We start from the raw sequence: 16,455 nt of genomic DNA, 5'->3' as shown, positions 1-16,455 counted from the left end.
ATCATGCCTCTTTTTTACTTTATCACTATGTTGACAAGCTTGTTTTTAATTACAATTATTTTTACTATTTTTTTATTGAATAAATTTGATTTTATTTTGCTATTTTCCATTGCTATTTCTTTTAGTTCTTCTTCGTCTGTCTCTTTGTTTAGTAAAATTTTGTCTTTTATTTTTCCATTTATTTGTAAAACAATTTCTTTTTTATCTTTAATAATAAGGCTTTCATCGAATTTTGGCCATTTTGAATTTTTGAATAAACTCGGAAGCTCTCCAATGTATTCCCACAGCTCTTCTGCTAAATGAGGTGCATAGGGAGATAAAATAATGATAAATGGCTTAAATATGTTTAAATAATTTTTTTCATACTTTAGAAGTTCATTTATAAATATCATCATAGCAGAGATTGCCGTGTTAAAATTTAGGTTTTCTGTGTCTTCTGTGACTTTTTTTATTACTTTATGTAGTTCAGATATTATTTCCTTTGGAGGATTGTCTTTTGATAATTCTTTTTCTCTTAAGTTCCAAATTTTGTTTAAAAATCGAAAAACACCAATAATGCCTTTAGTGTTCCAAGGTTTAGAATCTGTTAGCGGCCCCATAAACATTTCATAAATTCTCATTGAGTCTGCTCCAAATTCCTTAATGATGTCGTCTGGATTTATTACATTTTTTAAAGATTTTGACATTTTGGCAATTACTTGGGTTACTTCTTTGTTATCTTTTTTGTCAAAAAATTTATTGTCTTTTTCTACAACTTGGTCATTAGGTATTAAAACTCCATTTTCTTTTTGATAAGAGAATGATGTTATTATGCCCTGATTTATTAGCTTTTTAAAAGGTTCTTTGGTATTTACATACCCTAGATCATAAAGAACCTTGTGCCAAAACCTTGAGTAAAGCAGGTGCAATACTGTATGTTCAGCTCCACCTATGTATAGGTCAACTGGCATCCAATATTCAATTTTTTTTTTGTTTGCAAACTCTTTTGGATTTTTAGGGTCTAGGTATCTTAAATAATACCAACAAGAGCCTGCCCATTGAGGCATTGTGTTTGTTTCTCTTGTAAGATCCATTTCTTTTACGTTTACCCAGTCTTTAATTCTTGACAGTGGAGATTCTCCTGTTCCAGAAGGTTTATAGTTTGCAATTTCTGGAAGCTTTAAGGGAAGATCATTTTCCTCTAAAGGTATTGCGTTTCCAAGTTTATCAAACAAAATGGGGATAGGCTCGCCCCAGTATCTTTGTCTTGAAAAAATCCAATCTCTAAGCCTATAGGTAACTTTTTCTTTCCCTTTTTTGTTTTTAGTAAGCCATTCTATTACTTTTTCTTTTACCTCAGAATTTTTAAGATTATTAAATTCATTAGGAGAATTTATTGAAATTCCATCATTAATAAATGCTTTTTCTAATATTTCATTTTTCCCCGATTTTGATATCACAGGTAAAATTTTTAATTGATACTTTTTAGCAAATTGAAAGTCTCTTTCATCGTGTGCTGGAACGCCCATTACAGCTCCGGTTCCGTAAGTTCCCAGTACGTAGCTTCCAACCCAAATTGGAATTTTTTCATTTGTTATTGGATGAAATGCGTAAGATCCTGTAAAAACTCCCGATTTATCTTTTTCAAGGGAGGTTCTCTTAAGATCACTTTTGAGTTCTTCATGTTTTACATATTTTAAGACATCTTTTTTAAAGTTGTTTTTTGTTATTTTTTCTATTAGTTTATTTTCCGGTGCTATTACTAAATATGTGATGCCAAAGATTGTGTCTGGTCTTGTTGTAAAAACTTTGATTTTATCGCTGTGACCTTCAATTTCAAAGTCAATTTCAACCCCTGTTGATTTGCCAATCCAATTTCGCTGCATTTCTTTTACAGATTCAGGCCATTCTAATTCTTCAAGGTCGTCTAACAATCTTTCAGCATACTTTGTAATTTTTAAAACCCACTGTTTTAAATATTTTTTTTCGACTTTGTAAAATCCTCTCTCAGATTTTGGTCCGTCTGGAGTTTGAATGATCTCTTCATTTGCTAGCACTGTTCCAAGTTCGGGGCAGTACCATACAGGCATTTCTTTTACATAAGCTAGGCCTTTTTTATATAATTGCAAGAAAATCCATTGTGTCCATTTATAGTAATTTTCCTCGTGCGTTCTAATTTCTCGATCCCAATCATAGGCAAACCCCAAAGCTTTTATTTGTTTTTTAAACTTGTTAATATTTTCTTCTGTACTTTTTTGAGGGTGAGTTCCTGTTTGTATTGCGTAATTTTCAGCAGGAAGCCCAAAGCTATCAAACCCTATTGGGTGAAGTACATGAAATCCATTCAAAAGCTTGTATCTTCCAAATATATCAGTGGCTGTGTATCCTTCTGGGTGGCCAACATGAAGTCCGTTGGCAGAAGGATAGGGGAACATGTCAAGTATATATAATCTTTTTTCTTTGGGAATGTTTGGATCTTCTTCTACTTTGTATGTTTTGTTATTATCCCAAAATTCTTGCCATTTTTTTTCAATTTTTATGAATTCGTATTTAGACATTTGTCCTCTTGAAAATTAACCTATAACAACAACTTATTTTCTAGTATCTTTTTAGATCCTATTTATGTTAATTTTATTTAATAAGCTGCTAATAATTTTGATGCTGTGAACTGGACTTGAACCAGCACGGGCTTGCGCCCACTAGCCCCTCAAGCTAGCGTGTCTACCACTTCCACCACCACAGCGTTATTAACCATTATATTTTTTATTTTAAATTTTTGTCAACTTTTTTCTTTTTTTTAATTACGCAGATTATTATTATTGTTGCTATTAAAGTAATAAATATTGCAAATATAATTATTTTTATTTTTGAAAATATTATTTCAAATGATTGTCCTAGTTTAAAGCTTAGGGTAAAATAAACGATTACTGAGAGCAAAGTTGCAAAAAAGTCAGAAACAATAAATAGATTGGATTTCATATTGCCCATTCCTGCTGATATAAATATTGCGTTTCTAACTCCAAAGGGTATAAATCTTCCTATAAATAAAGTTAATACTCCGTATTGACCATAATAGTAATTTATTTTGTCAAGCAGGTTATTTTCTTTTTTGTTTTTAAACAATTTATTTCCCATTAATTTTCCAATGTAAAAAGATATTATGTCCCCAAGATAGGCTCCCCAAAAAATTCCTAAAAATATTAATACAGTATATTCATTTTTTCGGCTAGATAAAATTCCCCCCATTAGTACTATTGCATCCTCAGAAATAGGAACATTAAGCCCTGCTAAAATTAGTAAAGAAAAAAATACTATTGGGGAATAAGCTATGTTTGAATCAATCGATTCTATTATTGTGTTTATATACATTTTTATCATCTATTTTTTGTTTTATAAGTTAAATATATGCTTGCTAAAGTTAAATATGCAAAGTAAAGGATAAGAACCGTTTTTGCTATTTTTAACGTTGTTGTGGACAGCTCTGAAAATATTGATACAACAAATATTAAGCAACTTATTATTGTTATTGGTATGGTAATTTTCCTTAATTCTTTGGTTTTTGATGGATAAATAAATTTTATTGGGATAAAGCTTGTTATAATACATATTGACATTGTAATAAGATTTGTTATTTGTTCCATTTTAAAGATTATGTTTAATATCACAAAGAGATTCCATAGGGAAGGAAATCCCCTAAAGTAGTTATCATTTGTTTTTGCATCTGTTCTTGAGAATTGATAAGCTGATGAGAGCAAAATTCCAATGCAAATGACGACTTTATATTTTTCTTCAATAAATTCTCCTAAATAAAAAAATATAACAGGTATGAATGTATAGTTTATGTAGTCTGTAATATTATCAAGCAGAGTGCCATCAATTTCAGGTATTAATTCTTTAACTTTAAGTTTTCTTGCCATAGTTCCGTCAATTCCATCTATTATAAGTCCCGTTACTGTTAGCTTTAAAAGAAGAGAATAATCACTATTTACAATTGAAATTATTGAGTAAAGTCCTACAATCAAGCCAGATGCTGTAAAAATATGTACAAGCCAAGCTAAAATCAAATTGATATTTTTCACAGTAACTCTCCTTTTATTGGAATATTTTCTTTATCTCTTCAAGTCTACATTTGAAAATGTTAATAGTGTTTTCTATTGGTGCTTTTTTTGTTAAATCTACGCCGGTAATATTTAAGGAATCTAGTGGGTATTTGGAACCACCCGTTTTTAAAAATTTTATATAATTTTCTACTGCATCTTTTTTATTTTCTTTAATGTCTTTGTATATTGAAAGAGCAGCTGCAATGCCTGTAGCATATTGATACACATAAAAGGGTGAATAAAAGTGAGGGATTCTAAGACATTCAAGGGGGCTTAATTCATCAAATTTTAGGCTAGGTCCAAAGTATTTTTTTAGCAAATTCATATAAGTTTCTGTTAGTGTTTCTTTTACTACAGGCTCTTCTTTACTAATCATTTCATGAATAATGTACTCAAATTCAGCAAACATTGTTTGTCTAAAGAATGTTGAAATCATGTCGTCAATTTGTGTGAGTTTTATATATTTTATTTTTTTAGTATCGCTTTCGTTTTTAAGCAAATATTCTGCTAATATTTGTTCGTTTATTATTGATGCTATTTCTGCTTCAAAAATAGAATAATTGTAGTGCGGGAATGGGTTATTTTTTATGCTAAAGTAAGAGTGCATTGAATGCCCTGCTTCGTGTGCAAGCGTAAACATATCTCTTATTGATTCGTCTTTGTAATTAAGAAGTATATAAGGTTTGCCGTTGTATGATCCTGCGCTAAAAGCTCCCGATCTTTTTCCAGTATTCTCGTATTTATCAACCCACCTTTCTTTTAAAAGGCCGTTTCTTAAGATTTTTGTATATTCATTTCCTAGTACCTCTAAAGATTTTAATATCTTTTCACAAGCCTCTTCAAATGAATTTTTAAATGTTATTCCTTTTGTTAGTGGTACATAAACATCGTAGTGATATAGATATTCTTGGTTTAAAACTTTTTTTCTAAACTCATAATAGTCATTAAGCACAGATAAATTTTCATTGACAGTTTCGATTAAATTTGTATAAACTTTTTTATCAATATTGTTTGAAAAGAGTTGCATTGAAAAAGTATTTTGAAACTTTCTTGTCTTTGCAATAAAATGGCTTTTCTTAAAGTCTGATATAATAAGATTGGCAAGTGTATTCTCATTATTTTTGTATTTTTGATAAAATCTTAAAAAAGCTTCTTTTCGTATTTTTTGATCTTCGTTTTGTAGAAATAGCGTGTAGGTAGAATTGGTTAAAGGGTGTCCATTAATTTCTCCAAATTCCATATCGGCATTTGTTAATGCTGAGAATATGCTTTGATAAGATGAATAAAGAGGGGTGTAGTTAGCAAGTATTTTTTCTTCTTGTTCGCTTAAAATATGACTTTTTTCTCTTAGTATTTTTTCAATTGCAATTTTTTTATCCTTAAGCTCCGGATCATTTATCCAAGCTTGAATTTTTTTTTCGTCTGTTTTTAGTATTTTGGGCATGAAGTATGAGGTAGCATCAGATACTTTTGTAGATAAATTGACACATATAGAATATATTTTATTTGAATCTGTATTGGTTACATCTGTTTCTAATTGAAGCATTGAATAGTAAGAGACTTTCTCTAAATCTTCCATGATTTCGTAGTATTTGTTTAAAGTTTCTCTAAACAAATCAAAATTTAATTCCAGTTTTTCATATTTTTTGAATTCTTTGGTTTTGATTTCAATAGTATTGATTGCTTTTGTATATTCTTCTTCATTTGCAAATAGAAAAGATAAATCCCATTTATCATTCTCATTAATTTCATTTCTATTTATCACTAAATTCTCCTCTATCTTTTTTTATTGTTTTTAAAGAAATAATAAGTCGAAATTTTATAAACATTGTGCTTTTTATTTTACAATAAAGTCTAAACTTTATATATAAAAAGCCTTTAAGATTAACTATTGAATAAATATTCTAATAAAAATTTTTTAAATTTTAAAAATGCTATTCCTCGATGAGATATTTTATTTTTTTCTTCAAGTGTTAAATCACTAAGTTTTTTATTATTTTTAGTTAAAAATATTGAATCATAACCAAATCCATAGTTTTGTTTGTCATTTAAACTTAGGGCAATTTCCCCTCTAATAATTCCTTCAAAATTTAATATTTGTCCATTTTTTGATATATAGCTTATGTTGCATATAAAATATGCTTTTCTGTTTTTCTCATTTTTCATTAAGTCTAAAATTAGTTGATTTTTTTCATTAGTGCTTAATTTTTTACATACTTTATAAGTATCGTATCTTTTAGAGTAAATTCCAGGCTCCAAGTTTAGTGCCTCAATGCACAGCCCAGAATCTTCTCCGAAAACGTTTTGATTTTTATTTAAAATTTCAAACAGTGCTTTTGCTTTAAGCAAAGAGTTTTCTTTAAATGTTTTTCCTGTTTCTTTTATGTTAAAATTTTGAGGGACTATTAAGTTTAAATTAGGTATATCTAATATATTTTTTACTTCATTTATTTTATTTTCATTTGTTGTTGCAAAAAATAGTGTTTTCATCTATATAATAATAAAGTATTTATGAGTTGAATTGTATAATTATATTGGTTTTAAGTATTATTCTTTTTAATTTTGTGTATTTGTTAAGTATTTTTGTACCAGGTTTTTATCGAAAAATTTGGATTTTTGTCTAAGGTATTAAAATAAATTTTTAATTTTTTTGTTTGAGCATGGTAATTTTTGATAAGGTTTGTTATGAAGAAAAGAATTAAATTTAAGATTATTTTGGGTTTTAAAGGAATTTTAAAGTTTTTTTTAGCTATTTATAATGCTTTGTTTACAGCCCTTAAAGTTATACATTCTTTTTTTAAGCAAAATATTAGCTTTATTATTATTCCCCATGTTAAAGGGAATGTAAAAAATATTAAGATTTCTTTTTTGACTTTATTTTTCTTTTCTACTTTTTTTTTAGGCGGTTTTATAGGGTTTGTTTTGCTTGCCGTTAATTATGTTACTCTCTCATCAATTGTCAAATCCACAGAGAAAAATTATTCTTTAGCAGAATCTGAGATTGAAGATTTTAGAAATACAGTTGTAGAAATTAATTCTGTTGCAAAAAATTTTTCTAAAGTTTTAGATGAGCTTAAAACTTCTTTAAAAATTAATTCTAATGGCATTGATTTAAATAAAAATAAACTAGATGGAGATCTTTCTGATTTTATTGATTTGCAAATTTTGGAAGCTAATTCAATAAAAGAGCTTAGCGATCTTAAAAATATTAAAAGCAAAATAGAAAGTTCAATTCCTCCTCTTAAAAGCATAGTTAAGGTCTTGCACGCTCAAGATAAGCTTTTAAATGATATTCCTTCTCTTTGGCCTCTTGCTGGTGGAGCTGGAATTATTACTTTGCATTTTGGCCCCGCTATTGAGCCTTTTACTAGGCAGTGGTATATTCACAAAGGTATAGATCTTGGGGGAGTTAGAATTGGAACTCCTATTGTTGCAACTGCTGATGGGGAAGTTGTTAGAGCAAGTTATCAGTCAGCAGGCTACGGCAATTTTGTTCAAATTAAGCATAAGTATGGGCTTGCGACTCTTTATGCACATATGTCGCGTCTTAATACTTCTAAGGGGTCTTATGTTAAAAAGGGACAGATAATTGGATTTATGGGGCAGACAGGTTATGCAACAGGCCCCCATGTTCATTATGAGGTTCGTGTAGGTTCTCAAGTTATTAATCCCGATATGTATTTAAATTTAGCAACAGGAGCTTCGAAATAGATGTTAAATTTTTTGACTGTGAAAAAAGAAAGAAAAGCCCCGTCTTTGTTTATTTTTGATGAAATAAAAACAATAGTGGGCGTTGGTGATTTTTTTAAAGGAGACTTGGTTTCAAATAATTTTATTAGGCTTGATGGTGATTTTATGGGCACTATTAGCTCTACGAAAAGGGTAATTATTGGAGAGAGTGGTAGAGTTAAATCCAGCATTGATGCTAATGAACTTGTTATTTCTGGAATGGTTGTGGGTAATATTTATGCTAAAAGCAAGATTAAAATATTTGCATCGGGGTGTGTTATTGGAAATATTTCTTGTAAATCGATTGAAGTTGAAGAGGGCGCTATTATTGATGGGTATATGGATATTGGTGCTGAGTATCTTAGAGCTCCTGAAAGAAATACATTTTTTTATACTGGCTCTTACAAGGTCAATGAAGATCTTTTAATTGAAATCAATAAGGAACATCAAGAAGAAAAAAAATCTTTTCAACTTTTAGAAGGCGAAAATGATAAATATTTTTCAAATGTTGTGAACAAAATAGATGAAAGTAAATAATTTGATTGCTGGGGTATTAAATCTTAATTCAAAAGATTATAAAAAAAGTGGTAAAAAGGTGTCTTTTGATAAGAACAATCTTTTTTCTTCGGTGTTTCAGACTGAAAGTGTTAAAGAGGATAAGCATTTTATTTTACTTGAAAATGGAGAGTTTAATCTTGATTTAATTAGAAGTATGTTAGATGAAATTAATGAGACTGGCGAGAGACTTTTGAGTGAGCCTTCCAGGCAAAATGTGATTTTTTACAAAAAAGTTATTTCAGAGTTTATATCCATTATTATATCATCCTCTGTTTGCTTGAAAGAACAAAAAGGGGGAAGTTTGGGAGATCCTAAGCGTCCTAAGTATAGAATTATTAAAATTATTAACGATAAGTTGGACAGACTTGCTTATTCTGTTTTACAAAATCAAATGACTCAGATTAAACTTTTAGATAGCATTGAAGAGATTCAAGGTTTGCTTGTGAATTTGCTAATGTGAATTGGGTTTAAGGATTTTGATATTTTAAGTTTTAAATTAAAAGGGATTGTTAAACAATCCCTTTGTTTAGTAGCATAAATTAAATTAATTTTAAATTATATATTTTTTACTTATTTCTAAAAAGCTTTTTATTTGTTCATTTTTCCACTCTTCAGATTTATTTAATTTTTTCATCATTATTTCAGCAACTCTAGGAGCAGCCTCAATTGTGGCTTGAGGATTTAAAGGCAGTGATCTTGTTCTTCTTGCTAAAACATCTTCAATCGTTTTGGCTTGTTCAAAGTCAATTGAAAAAGCTATTTGAGCTTCATTTAAATCTAAGTTTTCGTGTATCTTTTTGTCAAAACCCCGCATATTTTTTAGAATTTCAAAGTCACTGCCATAAGCTCTAAAAGGTTCAGGAATTTTCATCGCCTCTTCTTTTTTAAGATAACCGTGTAACTTTAAATCTTCTGTAGTTGGTGCACAATTTGGTATTAAATTTTTTTCTATTGCCTTAAGCAAGGTTTTTTCTGCCATTTTTCTGTATGTAGTATATTTGCCCCCCGCTATTGTAATAAGATTTGAATCTGATATAAATATTTTTTCATTTCTTGAGATTTTTGAAGTGTTTCCCTTAGCTTTTGGATCCATTATTAATGGCCTTATTCCGGTGTATACGCTTTTTACATCAGATTTTTCTATTTTAATATTTAAATAGCTATTTAAATTATTTATTATAAAGTCAATCTCTTCTTCAAATCTTTTAGGTTCTTCTTCTATTTCTTTTATTGGAATGTCAGTGCTTCCACAAACAACACTATCATACCAAGGAATAGCGAATAAAATCCTATTATCACTAGTTTTAGGTATTAATATTGCATGATTTTTGGGAAATTTGTCTTTTTTGATTATTAAATGGCTACCTTGGGAAGGTTTGATAATGTTTAAAGCTTTTTCATCATCCAACCTTCTTATTTCATCTGAAAATATTCCTGTTGCGTTTATTATACATTTGCTTTTTAATGAAATTTGTTCTTTTGACAATTTGTTTTGTATGAGAACCCCCGAAAGTTTTCCGTTTTCTTTGTTGAATTTTTTAAGTTCTGTATAGTTAAGAGCAATACCCCCTTTCTCTGTAAAAGTTCTTAACAATGTTATTGCCATTCTAGCATCATCGAATGAATCGTCGTAATATAGAACAGAGCATTTAAGGCCTTCTGCTTTAATATTAGGAGCTTTTTCAATGGTAGATGTTTTGGACAGTAATTTAGTTTTGTATTTGGCTGTTTTTTCTTTACCCATAAGATTGTGGTAATAAATTAATCCAAAATAATAATAAGGTATTTCTAAAACATTATAAATAGGAGTGATAAGTGCGCATTCGTTAATTAAATGGGGTGCATTTTTCTCAAGAATGGCTTTTTCGTGTAAAGCTTCTTTAACTAAAGAAATATTCCATTGGGCCAAATATCTTACTCCGCCGTGAATTAATTTGCTTGACCTAGAGGAAGTGCCTTTTGCATAATCAAATTTTTCTATAAGTATTGTTTTGTATCCCCGTGTAATTGCGTCTACTGCAATGCCAAGCCCTGTTGAGCCTCCCCCAATTATTATAAGATCAAATTCTTGATTTTCAAGATCTTTTAATTTTGTTTCTTTGTTATTATCCATGAAATTTAAATATTCCTCCATTTTGGTTAATTTCTTTTCTTTTTAGTTAAATACTAGATTTAAGAAATTCGAAAAGTCCATTTGTTTTAATTTTATTGAATAGCACTATAGACCAATTGCGCTGATAAATTTTTCAATTTTTTGTGATTTTTCTTTAGATTTAATATGATATTAATCATTTTTTGTATTACTTCAATGAATTGGACCTTTTTATAAAGTTTGGGCAGTTTATTTCTTGAATGCATGCACAATATCAATAGATATTCAAAGCCTTGTTTTGAACTTTTATAGACCATTAGAATTCTGTATCCAGGATTTTGATTTTTCAATTGCTCTGTTCCAATTCTCAAGAAGCATTTCTTTTTGATTTTTAGGCATTGAAGGTTCAAATATTTTATCTACTTGCCAAAGGCTTATAATTTCTTCTGCACTTTGCCAATAACCTGTTGCAAGTCCTGCAAGGTAGGCAGCCCCAAGAGCGGTTGTTTCTGTTATTTTTGGTCTTACAACTTTGCATTCTAAAAGATCAGCTTGAAATTGCATTAATAGATTGTTTTGACTTGCTCCCCCGTCTACTCTTAATTCTTGAATTTCAAAGTTGGAAATGGATTTTTTCATAGTATTTAGTATATCAAAACTTTGAAATGCGATGCTCTCAAGAGCAGCTCTTGTAATGTGAGCTTTTGTTGATCCTCTTGTTATTCCGATGATTGTTCCTCTTGCATAAGAATCCCAATGGGGTGCACCAAGCCCAACAAATGCTGGTACAAAATAAACCCCACCATTATCTAAGACAGAGCTTGCTAATGCTTCTGCATCTGAGCTTTTTCTGAAAAATTCAAGACCGTCTCTTAACCACTGAACTACAGCTCCGCCAATAAAAACACTTCCTTCAAGAACATAAGTTACAGATTTTTTTCTTCCCCATGCAATTGAAGTTAAAAGCTTGTCATGGCTAATGATTGGTTCTTTTCCGATATTAACTGTTAAAAAGCAGCCAGTTCCATAGGTGTTTTTGGCCATACCTTTTTTAAGACAGGCTTGTCCAAATGTTGCTGCAAATTGATCTCCAGCGATTCCTGCGATAGGAATTTCTGCTCCAAATAGTGATTTGTCTGTTTTTCCATATATTGTAGAACTTTCTTTAAGTTCAGGCAAAATTGCTTTTGGAATATTTAATATGCTTAAAAGTTCATCATCCCACTTTAATGTTTTAATGTTTAATAATAATGTTCTTGAAGCATTAGAGTAATCAGTTGCATGTTCTTTTTTTTGAGTCAGATTCCACAATATCCATGTATCTATTGTTCCAAAGCACAATTCGCCATTTTCAGCTTTTTGTCTGGCGCCTTCTACATTATCCAAGATCCACATTATTTTTGTTCCGCTAAAATAAGAATCTAGCACCAAGCCTGTTTTTTCCAAAATAATTTTATCTTTTCCTTCGTTTTTTAATTGGTCACAAATTTTTGCAGTTCTTCTGTCTTGCCACACTATTGCATTATAGATGGGCTTTCCTGTATTTTTTTCCCATACAACTGTGGTTTCTCTTTGATTAGTTATTCCAATAGCATCAACTTCATTTGGTAAAATTCTTGCATTTGCCATAGCTTCTGTTATAACTCCAAGTTGTGACCCCCATATTTCGGTAGGATCATGTTCTACCCAACTTGGTTGTGGATAAATTTGAGTAAATTCTTTTTGAGCAAATCCTTTTATGTTTGCATTTTTGTCAAATACCATTGCTCTCGAGCTAGTAGTACCTTGATCAATAGATAAAATGTACTTCATAGTTTTTTCCTTTTTTCTTTAATAAAGATAAATATCTTTTCTTTTAGTCTTTGTTATTTTTTAGTGTAAATTCGTAAATTGTGGCTCCCAAAATTGCTCCAATTATTGGGCCAATTATTGGTACAATAAATATGCTTAGATTGTTAAATCCATGATTTTTAAATCCAGCAAATAAGAGCAAAAGTCTTGGCCCCAGATCCCTTGCAGGATTAATAGCATAACCGTGCATTCCTCCAAAACTTATTCCTATTGATAAAACCACTGCTCCTATAATAAATGGAATAAATGGGTTATCATTGTATTTTTTTGTAAAATCTCCAACAACAGAAATTAAAAACATTAGCAAAAAAGTTCCAAAAATTTGATCAATAAATCCAGGCAAAAATCCAGGAACAGCAGGGAAGGTTGCCATTATTCCTTGAGTATTTTCAAGCCCAGGGTCCATTTCTATCCATTTAGGATAAAATACGACAAGTGTCATTAATGCGCCTGTAAAAGCCCCTAATATTTGCGCTACAATGTAATGCAAAAGTTTTGAAACAGGAAATTTTCCAGTACTTGCTAATCCTATGCTAACAGCTGGATTTAGGTGTGCTCCGCTTATTCTTGCTGCTGTATAAATACCAAAAGTTACACCCAATCCCCATCCAAATACTATATTTGTATATCCGCCTTTTATTATTTCTCCTGGTACTTCGGGGCTTGAGGGGAATAATACTGTCATTGCCACAGATCCAGTTCCTAAAGCCAATAGGATGAATGTTCCCAAAAATTCCGATATAAATTCTTGGAATTTTGTATAATTCATAATTATATCTCCTTATTTTTATAACAATTTTTATTTTTTATTAAAAAGTTTTAATTTTTAATTTTTGAATCAGAATACATTTAATTTTTTAATTAAATATCATTGTGTTTTTTGCAAGATGGTTAGAATTTTTTATATTTTAGTCTTTTTTACTAAAAATAATTAATTTTTTTAATAAAAGTTTTATTAAAATTATATTTAATATCTTATTTTTAATTAAGATTAATGTCAATAATTTAAAAATTTTAATTTTTAAATTGTGAATTTCTTTTCTGAAATTTGTTTAAGGATTTTTTATTTTATATTAAAATTTTTACATTGGATTTTTTGATTAATGAAGTTTTATTCTTTAGTAATTCTTTTTTAGTTTATGTGTGAATTTATTTAAGTTATTTTGGAGGTAGACTTGGTGATTGTAATAGAAGGTTTAATTGGGGTAGGAAAAACTACCCTTGGAAATATTTTATCAAGGGAGCTGGAAGTTCCTTTTTACAGTGAGCTGAATAATGATTTTACTTTGGCTGTATTGGACAAATTTTATAAGGATAAATCCAGATGGGCATTTCCAGTTCAAATTAATTTTCTTAATGAGAGGTTTAAATTAATAAAAGGTGTATTTAGAACAAAAGGGGGCATATTGGACAGATCTATTTATGGTGATTGTGTGTTTGCGTCTCTTTTAAATTGTGATGGGCACATTTCTGATGAGGAGTATAAAATATATATCGATCTTCTTGACAATATGCTTGAACATTCTCAGCGACCAAGTTTGCTTGTTTACCTTGATTGTAGTATTGATGAGGTTGAGCGCAGAATTAAAAATAGAAATAGAAGCTTTGAAATGAATATTCCAAGGGATTATCTTGAGGGGCTTAATAGGAAATATTTAAAGTGGTACGATGAATATAACTTGTCTTCAAAAATAAAATTTTCTTACGATAATATAAATATTTTTAGTGAAGAAGATAAGAATAAAGTGATTTCTTTAATTAGAGATAAACTTGTATTATAATTATTTATAGTGGATTGACATTCTTTTATTTTAAGGTTGAGTGTTAATGGAGGTTCTTATGAGAAGATTATTTCTTCTGTATTTTTTATGTTCTTTTGTTTTTTTGAATTTGTTTGCTCAAGGTAGTTCTTCTTATGTTGATAAGCAAAAAGAGCTTGCTATTTTTTATTACGAGGTTGGCCAAAGATATATAAACGTTGGTAAAGTTAAAAAGGGAAAGCTTTTCCAAGCAAAAGCTTTAAAAATTTATCCAGATTTGAAAAAGGGAGTTAATATCAAGCTTGCAGTTAAAGAGCTTGATGCTAGGATTAAGGATGACAATTCCAAGGTTGTTATGCTTGAAGATGTTAAGCTTGAAGAGATACCTGGAATAGTGCACGAAAAAATAGAAATCAATGAGTTTACAAATGCTCCTAAAATAGAATACATTGCTCAAAAAGAGAGAATCAAAAATCAAGATAAAATTATTAAGTTTCAATTTGGAAAGTTTGCAAGAGCTTTAATTTCTAGAAACTTTGATTTGTTTGATTCTGTTATTGCAAATAAAGTTAATGTCATGGGCCAATTTGAATCAAAAAATGATTTTATATCAACTTTATCAAGCGCTTCATCCAAGGCTGATGCTGATGAGTTGGAGTATTTATCAGTTGATGATTATTACGATTTAAAGTCTTTAAAAATTTCAAAATCAAACGATACTTCTTTTTCTGTTAATGTAAATGCCAAAAAAAATGATGTTACTAAAAATTTTCCATTTTGGAAAGAACGTCAGACTTTAATTTTTACTAAAGAGGACGATAATAATTGGTTTTTGTCTTCTATAAATTGAAATCTTAGTGTTGTAATTAAAAACATCATCACCAATATATGTATAAACAAGTCTCCAATTTTTTCATAAATGGTTGTAAATGTTGGGGACAGTTTTACGGTTGATAATAAGTATCCTTTTTTAAAAGTTTCTAATCTTTTAATGCTTTCTCCGTATTCGTTGATAACAGCAGTAATTCCTGCGTTTGTAGCCCTAATAGTTTTGATTCCGTTTTCAATGCTTCTAAATTTAGCCACAACAAAGTGTTGCCATTCTGCTGAATTTGTTTTTGACCAAGAGTCGTTTGAAAAATTTAGCAATGTATTAGCGCCTTGAGTTTTATAAAACCTTGAAAGTTCTGGAAATGCATCGTCATAACATATTAAGGGAGCAAATTTAAACTTTTTCAATTTTAATATTTCAATTTTATTTCCTTCGATCTGTCCTAAAATTCTAAAATTTTTTAAAAAAAAGTTTTTTACAAATTCATATTCGTAAAATGGAATTTTTTCTGCAAAAGGGACTAAGAATATTTTAGAGTATATGTTTGCAATGTTAAGGTTTGGCTCTACCATATAAATAGAATTTTGTTGAATCCCTATGGTTTTGTTCACATTTGAGGGGGCTCCAATAGCAAATGGGATTTTTCGTTCTTTTATAAAATTTTTAAGCTCATTATGCAAGTCAGAGCTTTTAAAGTATCGATCTTCTTCGCCAAAAGGATAGGTTAGTACCCCTTCGCTCCAGATTACAAATTCTATTTTTGGATTTTCTTTTAAAGCTTGTTCTGTGATTTCAATAGAATCTCTTATTCCCTTTTTGTCATTTCCTGGCAACCATGGGTCAGTGTTAAGTTGAATAGCTGCAATGTTTAGGCTGTCTATTTCTTTTGCTAATAAGCTTTTTAGCTCTGTTTTTTTAAACATTCCGTAAATAAAAGATGCTGTTATTAATAATGTTGGAAGTGTTATGTTTAGCAAATTTGTTTTGTTTTTATGGATTAGAAAGTCTGCAATTCCCGAGTTTAAAAAGTAGACTACAAATGATACAAAAAATACGCCAAAAATGTCTGCTACTTGAATTAAATTATTGAAGTTATTTACGGTAAAAGCCGCAAGTCCCCAGGGATATGCTAAAAATCCAATTGATCTTGAGTAATCATAAAATGTAAAAAGCATTGTTATGCTCATGGCTTTATTTTTAAAGCTTTTTAAAGAGTAATAAAGGAAATAGCCCAAAGTTAATGAATATGGAATGTACCCTATTACCACCCCGATGAATGTAATCCATCCAAATGCATGAAAAAATCCAAGCCAAAAATTTTGCAAGCTGTTGGCTATTATGAAGTAAAATACTGTTAATCCTATTAATGTTTTTTTATCTTCTAGTTTGCTTAAGGCTATAAAAAGTGGTACATAAGCAACAAATCCCAGGATTGAGTATCCGGTTTCTTTAATTTCATTTGGAATTGCAAGTGTTGTAAGAATTCCTGAAAATGCGGCTAGGTAAAAGCATCTAGTTTTCATTTTTCCCCTTTTTTACTATTATTAGTAACAT

14 protein-coding genes and 1 tRNA gene are annotated in these 16,455 nt (G+C 29.6%); 5 read left to right on the top strand and 10 right to left on the bottom strand.

Annotated features, from left to right (window positions below; all coding sequences use genetic code 11):
- Nucleotides 1-14: 14 nt before the first annotated feature.
- The 6 genes from leuS to rdgB all read right to left on the bottom strand — a co-directional run bounded on the left by leuS (nucleotide 15) and on the right by rdgB (nucleotide 6,569).
- Complete coding sequence (gene leuS, locus BBIDN127_RS01235) at nucleotides 15-2,537, bottom strand: leucine--tRNA ligase (protein ID WP_014023499.1); 2,523 nt, start codon at nucleotides 2,535-2,537, stop codon at nucleotides 15-17.
- Between the two features lie 101 nt (nucleotides 2,538-2,638).
- A tRNA-Leu gene (locus BBIDN127_RS01230) sits at nucleotides 2,639-2,722 on the bottom strand.
- 20 nt (nucleotides 2,723-2,742) lie between these two features.
- Nucleotides 2,743-3,357: a DedA family protein gene (locus BBIDN127_RS01225; protein WP_094248959.1), complete on the bottom strand. Its 615-nt coding sequence runs from the start codon at nucleotides 3,355-3,357 to the stop codon at nucleotides 2,743-2,745.
- On the bottom strand, nucleotides 3,354-4,058 hold the full coding sequence (gene pcsA / locus BBIDN127_RS01220) for a phosphatidylcholine synthase (RefSeq protein ID WP_014023497.1): 705 nt from the start codon (nucleotides 4,056-4,058) through the stop codon (nucleotides 3,354-3,356). Before pcsA ends, BBIDN127_RS01225 begins: the two co-directional genes overlap by 4 nt.
- A gap of 13 nt (nucleotides 4,059-4,071) precedes the next feature.
- Nucleotides 4,072-5,844: an oligoendopeptidase F gene (gene pepF / locus BBIDN127_RS01215; RefSeq protein ID WP_014023496.1), complete on the bottom strand. Its 1,773-nt coding sequence runs from the start codon at nucleotides 5,842-5,844 to the stop codon at nucleotides 4,072-4,074.
- Nucleotides 5,845-5,963: 119 nt separating this feature from the next.
- On the bottom strand, nucleotides 5,964-6,569 hold the full coding sequence (gene rdgB, locus BBIDN127_RS01210; protein WP_014023495.1) for an RdgB/HAM1 family non-canonical purine NTP pyrophosphatase: 606 nt from the start codon (nucleotides 6,567-6,569) through the stop codon (nucleotides 5,964-5,966).
- A 195-nt stretch (nucleotides 6,570-6,764) separates the two neighbouring features.
- On the opposite strand from rdgB, the gene BBIDN127_RS01205 reads away from it, so the two are divergent.
- From BBIDN127_RS01205 to BBIDN127_RS01195, 3 genes are read left to right on the top strand one after another with little or no spacing between them, the layout of a single operon-like run.
- Nucleotides 6,765-7,790 (top strand): M23 family metallopeptidase, encoded by a 1,026-nt coding sequence (locus BBIDN127_RS01205; RefSeq protein ID WP_014023494.1) that lies wholly within the window; start codon nucleotides 6,765-6,767, stop codon nucleotides 7,788-7,790.
- On the top strand, nucleotides 7,791-8,345 hold the full coding sequence (locus tag BBIDN127_RS01200; RefSeq protein ID WP_014023493.1) for a bactofilin family protein: 555 nt from the start codon (nucleotides 7,791-7,793) through the stop codon (nucleotides 8,343-8,345).
- Complete coding sequence (locus tag BBIDN127_RS01195) at nucleotides 8,332-8,826, top strand: DUF327 family protein (protein ID WP_014023492.1); 495 nt, start codon at nucleotides 8,332-8,334, stop codon at nucleotides 8,824-8,826. The genes BBIDN127_RS01200 and BBIDN127_RS01195 overlap by 14 nt, the downstream gene beginning before the upstream one ends.
- Nucleotides 8,827-8,916: 90 nt before the next feature.
- Here BBIDN127_RS01195 and BBIDN127_RS01190 read toward each other — a convergent pair whose 3' ends face one another.
- The 3 genes from BBIDN127_RS01190 to BBIDN127_RS01175 all read right to left on the bottom strand — a co-directional run bounded on the left by BBIDN127_RS01190 (nucleotide 8,917) and on the right by BBIDN127_RS01175 (nucleotide 13,078).
- Nucleotides 8,917-10,500 (bottom strand): glycerol-3-phosphate dehydrogenase/oxidase, encoded by a 1,584-nt coding sequence (locus tag BBIDN127_RS01190; RefSeq protein ID WP_014023491.1) that lies wholly within the window; start codon nucleotides 10,498-10,500, stop codon nucleotides 8,917-8,919.
- Nucleotides 10,501-10,764: 264 nt separating this feature from the next.
- Nucleotides 10,765-12,270 carry a glycerol kinase GlpK gene (gene glpK, locus BBIDN127_RS01180; protein WP_014023490.1) on the bottom strand — a complete coding sequence of 502 codons (1,506 nt, stop codon included), beginning with the start codon at nucleotides 12,268-12,270 and terminating at the stop codon, nucleotides 10,765-10,767.
- 43 nt (nucleotides 12,271-12,313) lie between these two features.
- Entirely contained in the window at nucleotides 12,314-13,078 is a 765-nt protein-coding gene (locus BBIDN127_RS01175) for an MIP/aquaporin family protein (protein ID WP_014023489.1), read from the bottom strand.
- A 409-nt stretch (nucleotides 13,079-13,487) separates the two neighbouring features.
- On the opposite strand from BBIDN127_RS01175, the gene BBIDN127_RS01170 reads away from it, so the two are divergent.
- The gene (locus tag BBIDN127_RS01170) at nucleotides 13,488-14,090 is read left to right on the top strand and encodes a deoxynucleoside kinase (protein ID WP_014023488.1); all 603 of its coding nucleotides are present in this window, start codon (nucleotides 13,488-13,490) and stop codon (nucleotides 14,088-14,090) included.
- 58 nt (nucleotides 14,091-14,148) lie between these two features.
- Nucleotides 14,149-14,919, top strand: coding sequence for a hypothetical protein (locus BBIDN127_RS01165; RefSeq protein WP_044054937.1), 771 nt, complete (start codon nucleotides 14,149-14,151; stop codon nucleotides 14,917-14,919).
- On the opposite strand, the gene lnt is transcribed toward BBIDN127_RS01165, so the two are convergent.
- Nucleotides 14,859-16,424 carry an apolipoprotein N-acyltransferase gene (lnt, locus tag BBIDN127_RS01160; protein WP_014023486.1) on the bottom strand — a complete coding sequence of 522 codons (1,566 nt, stop codon included), beginning with the start codon at nucleotides 16,422-16,424 and terminating at the stop codon, nucleotides 14,859-14,861. The genes BBIDN127_RS01165 and lnt overlap by 61 nt on opposite strands.
- Between the last annotated feature and the right edge of the window lie 31 nt (nucleotides 16,425-16,455).

Source organism: Borreliella bissettiae DN127, assembly GCF_000222305.1.
GTDB classification, from domain to species: Bacteria; Spirochaetota; Spirochaetia; order Borreliales; family Borreliaceae; genus Borreliella; species Borreliella carolinensis.
This window is presented reverse-complemented; position numbering and strand designations above follow the sequence as displayed.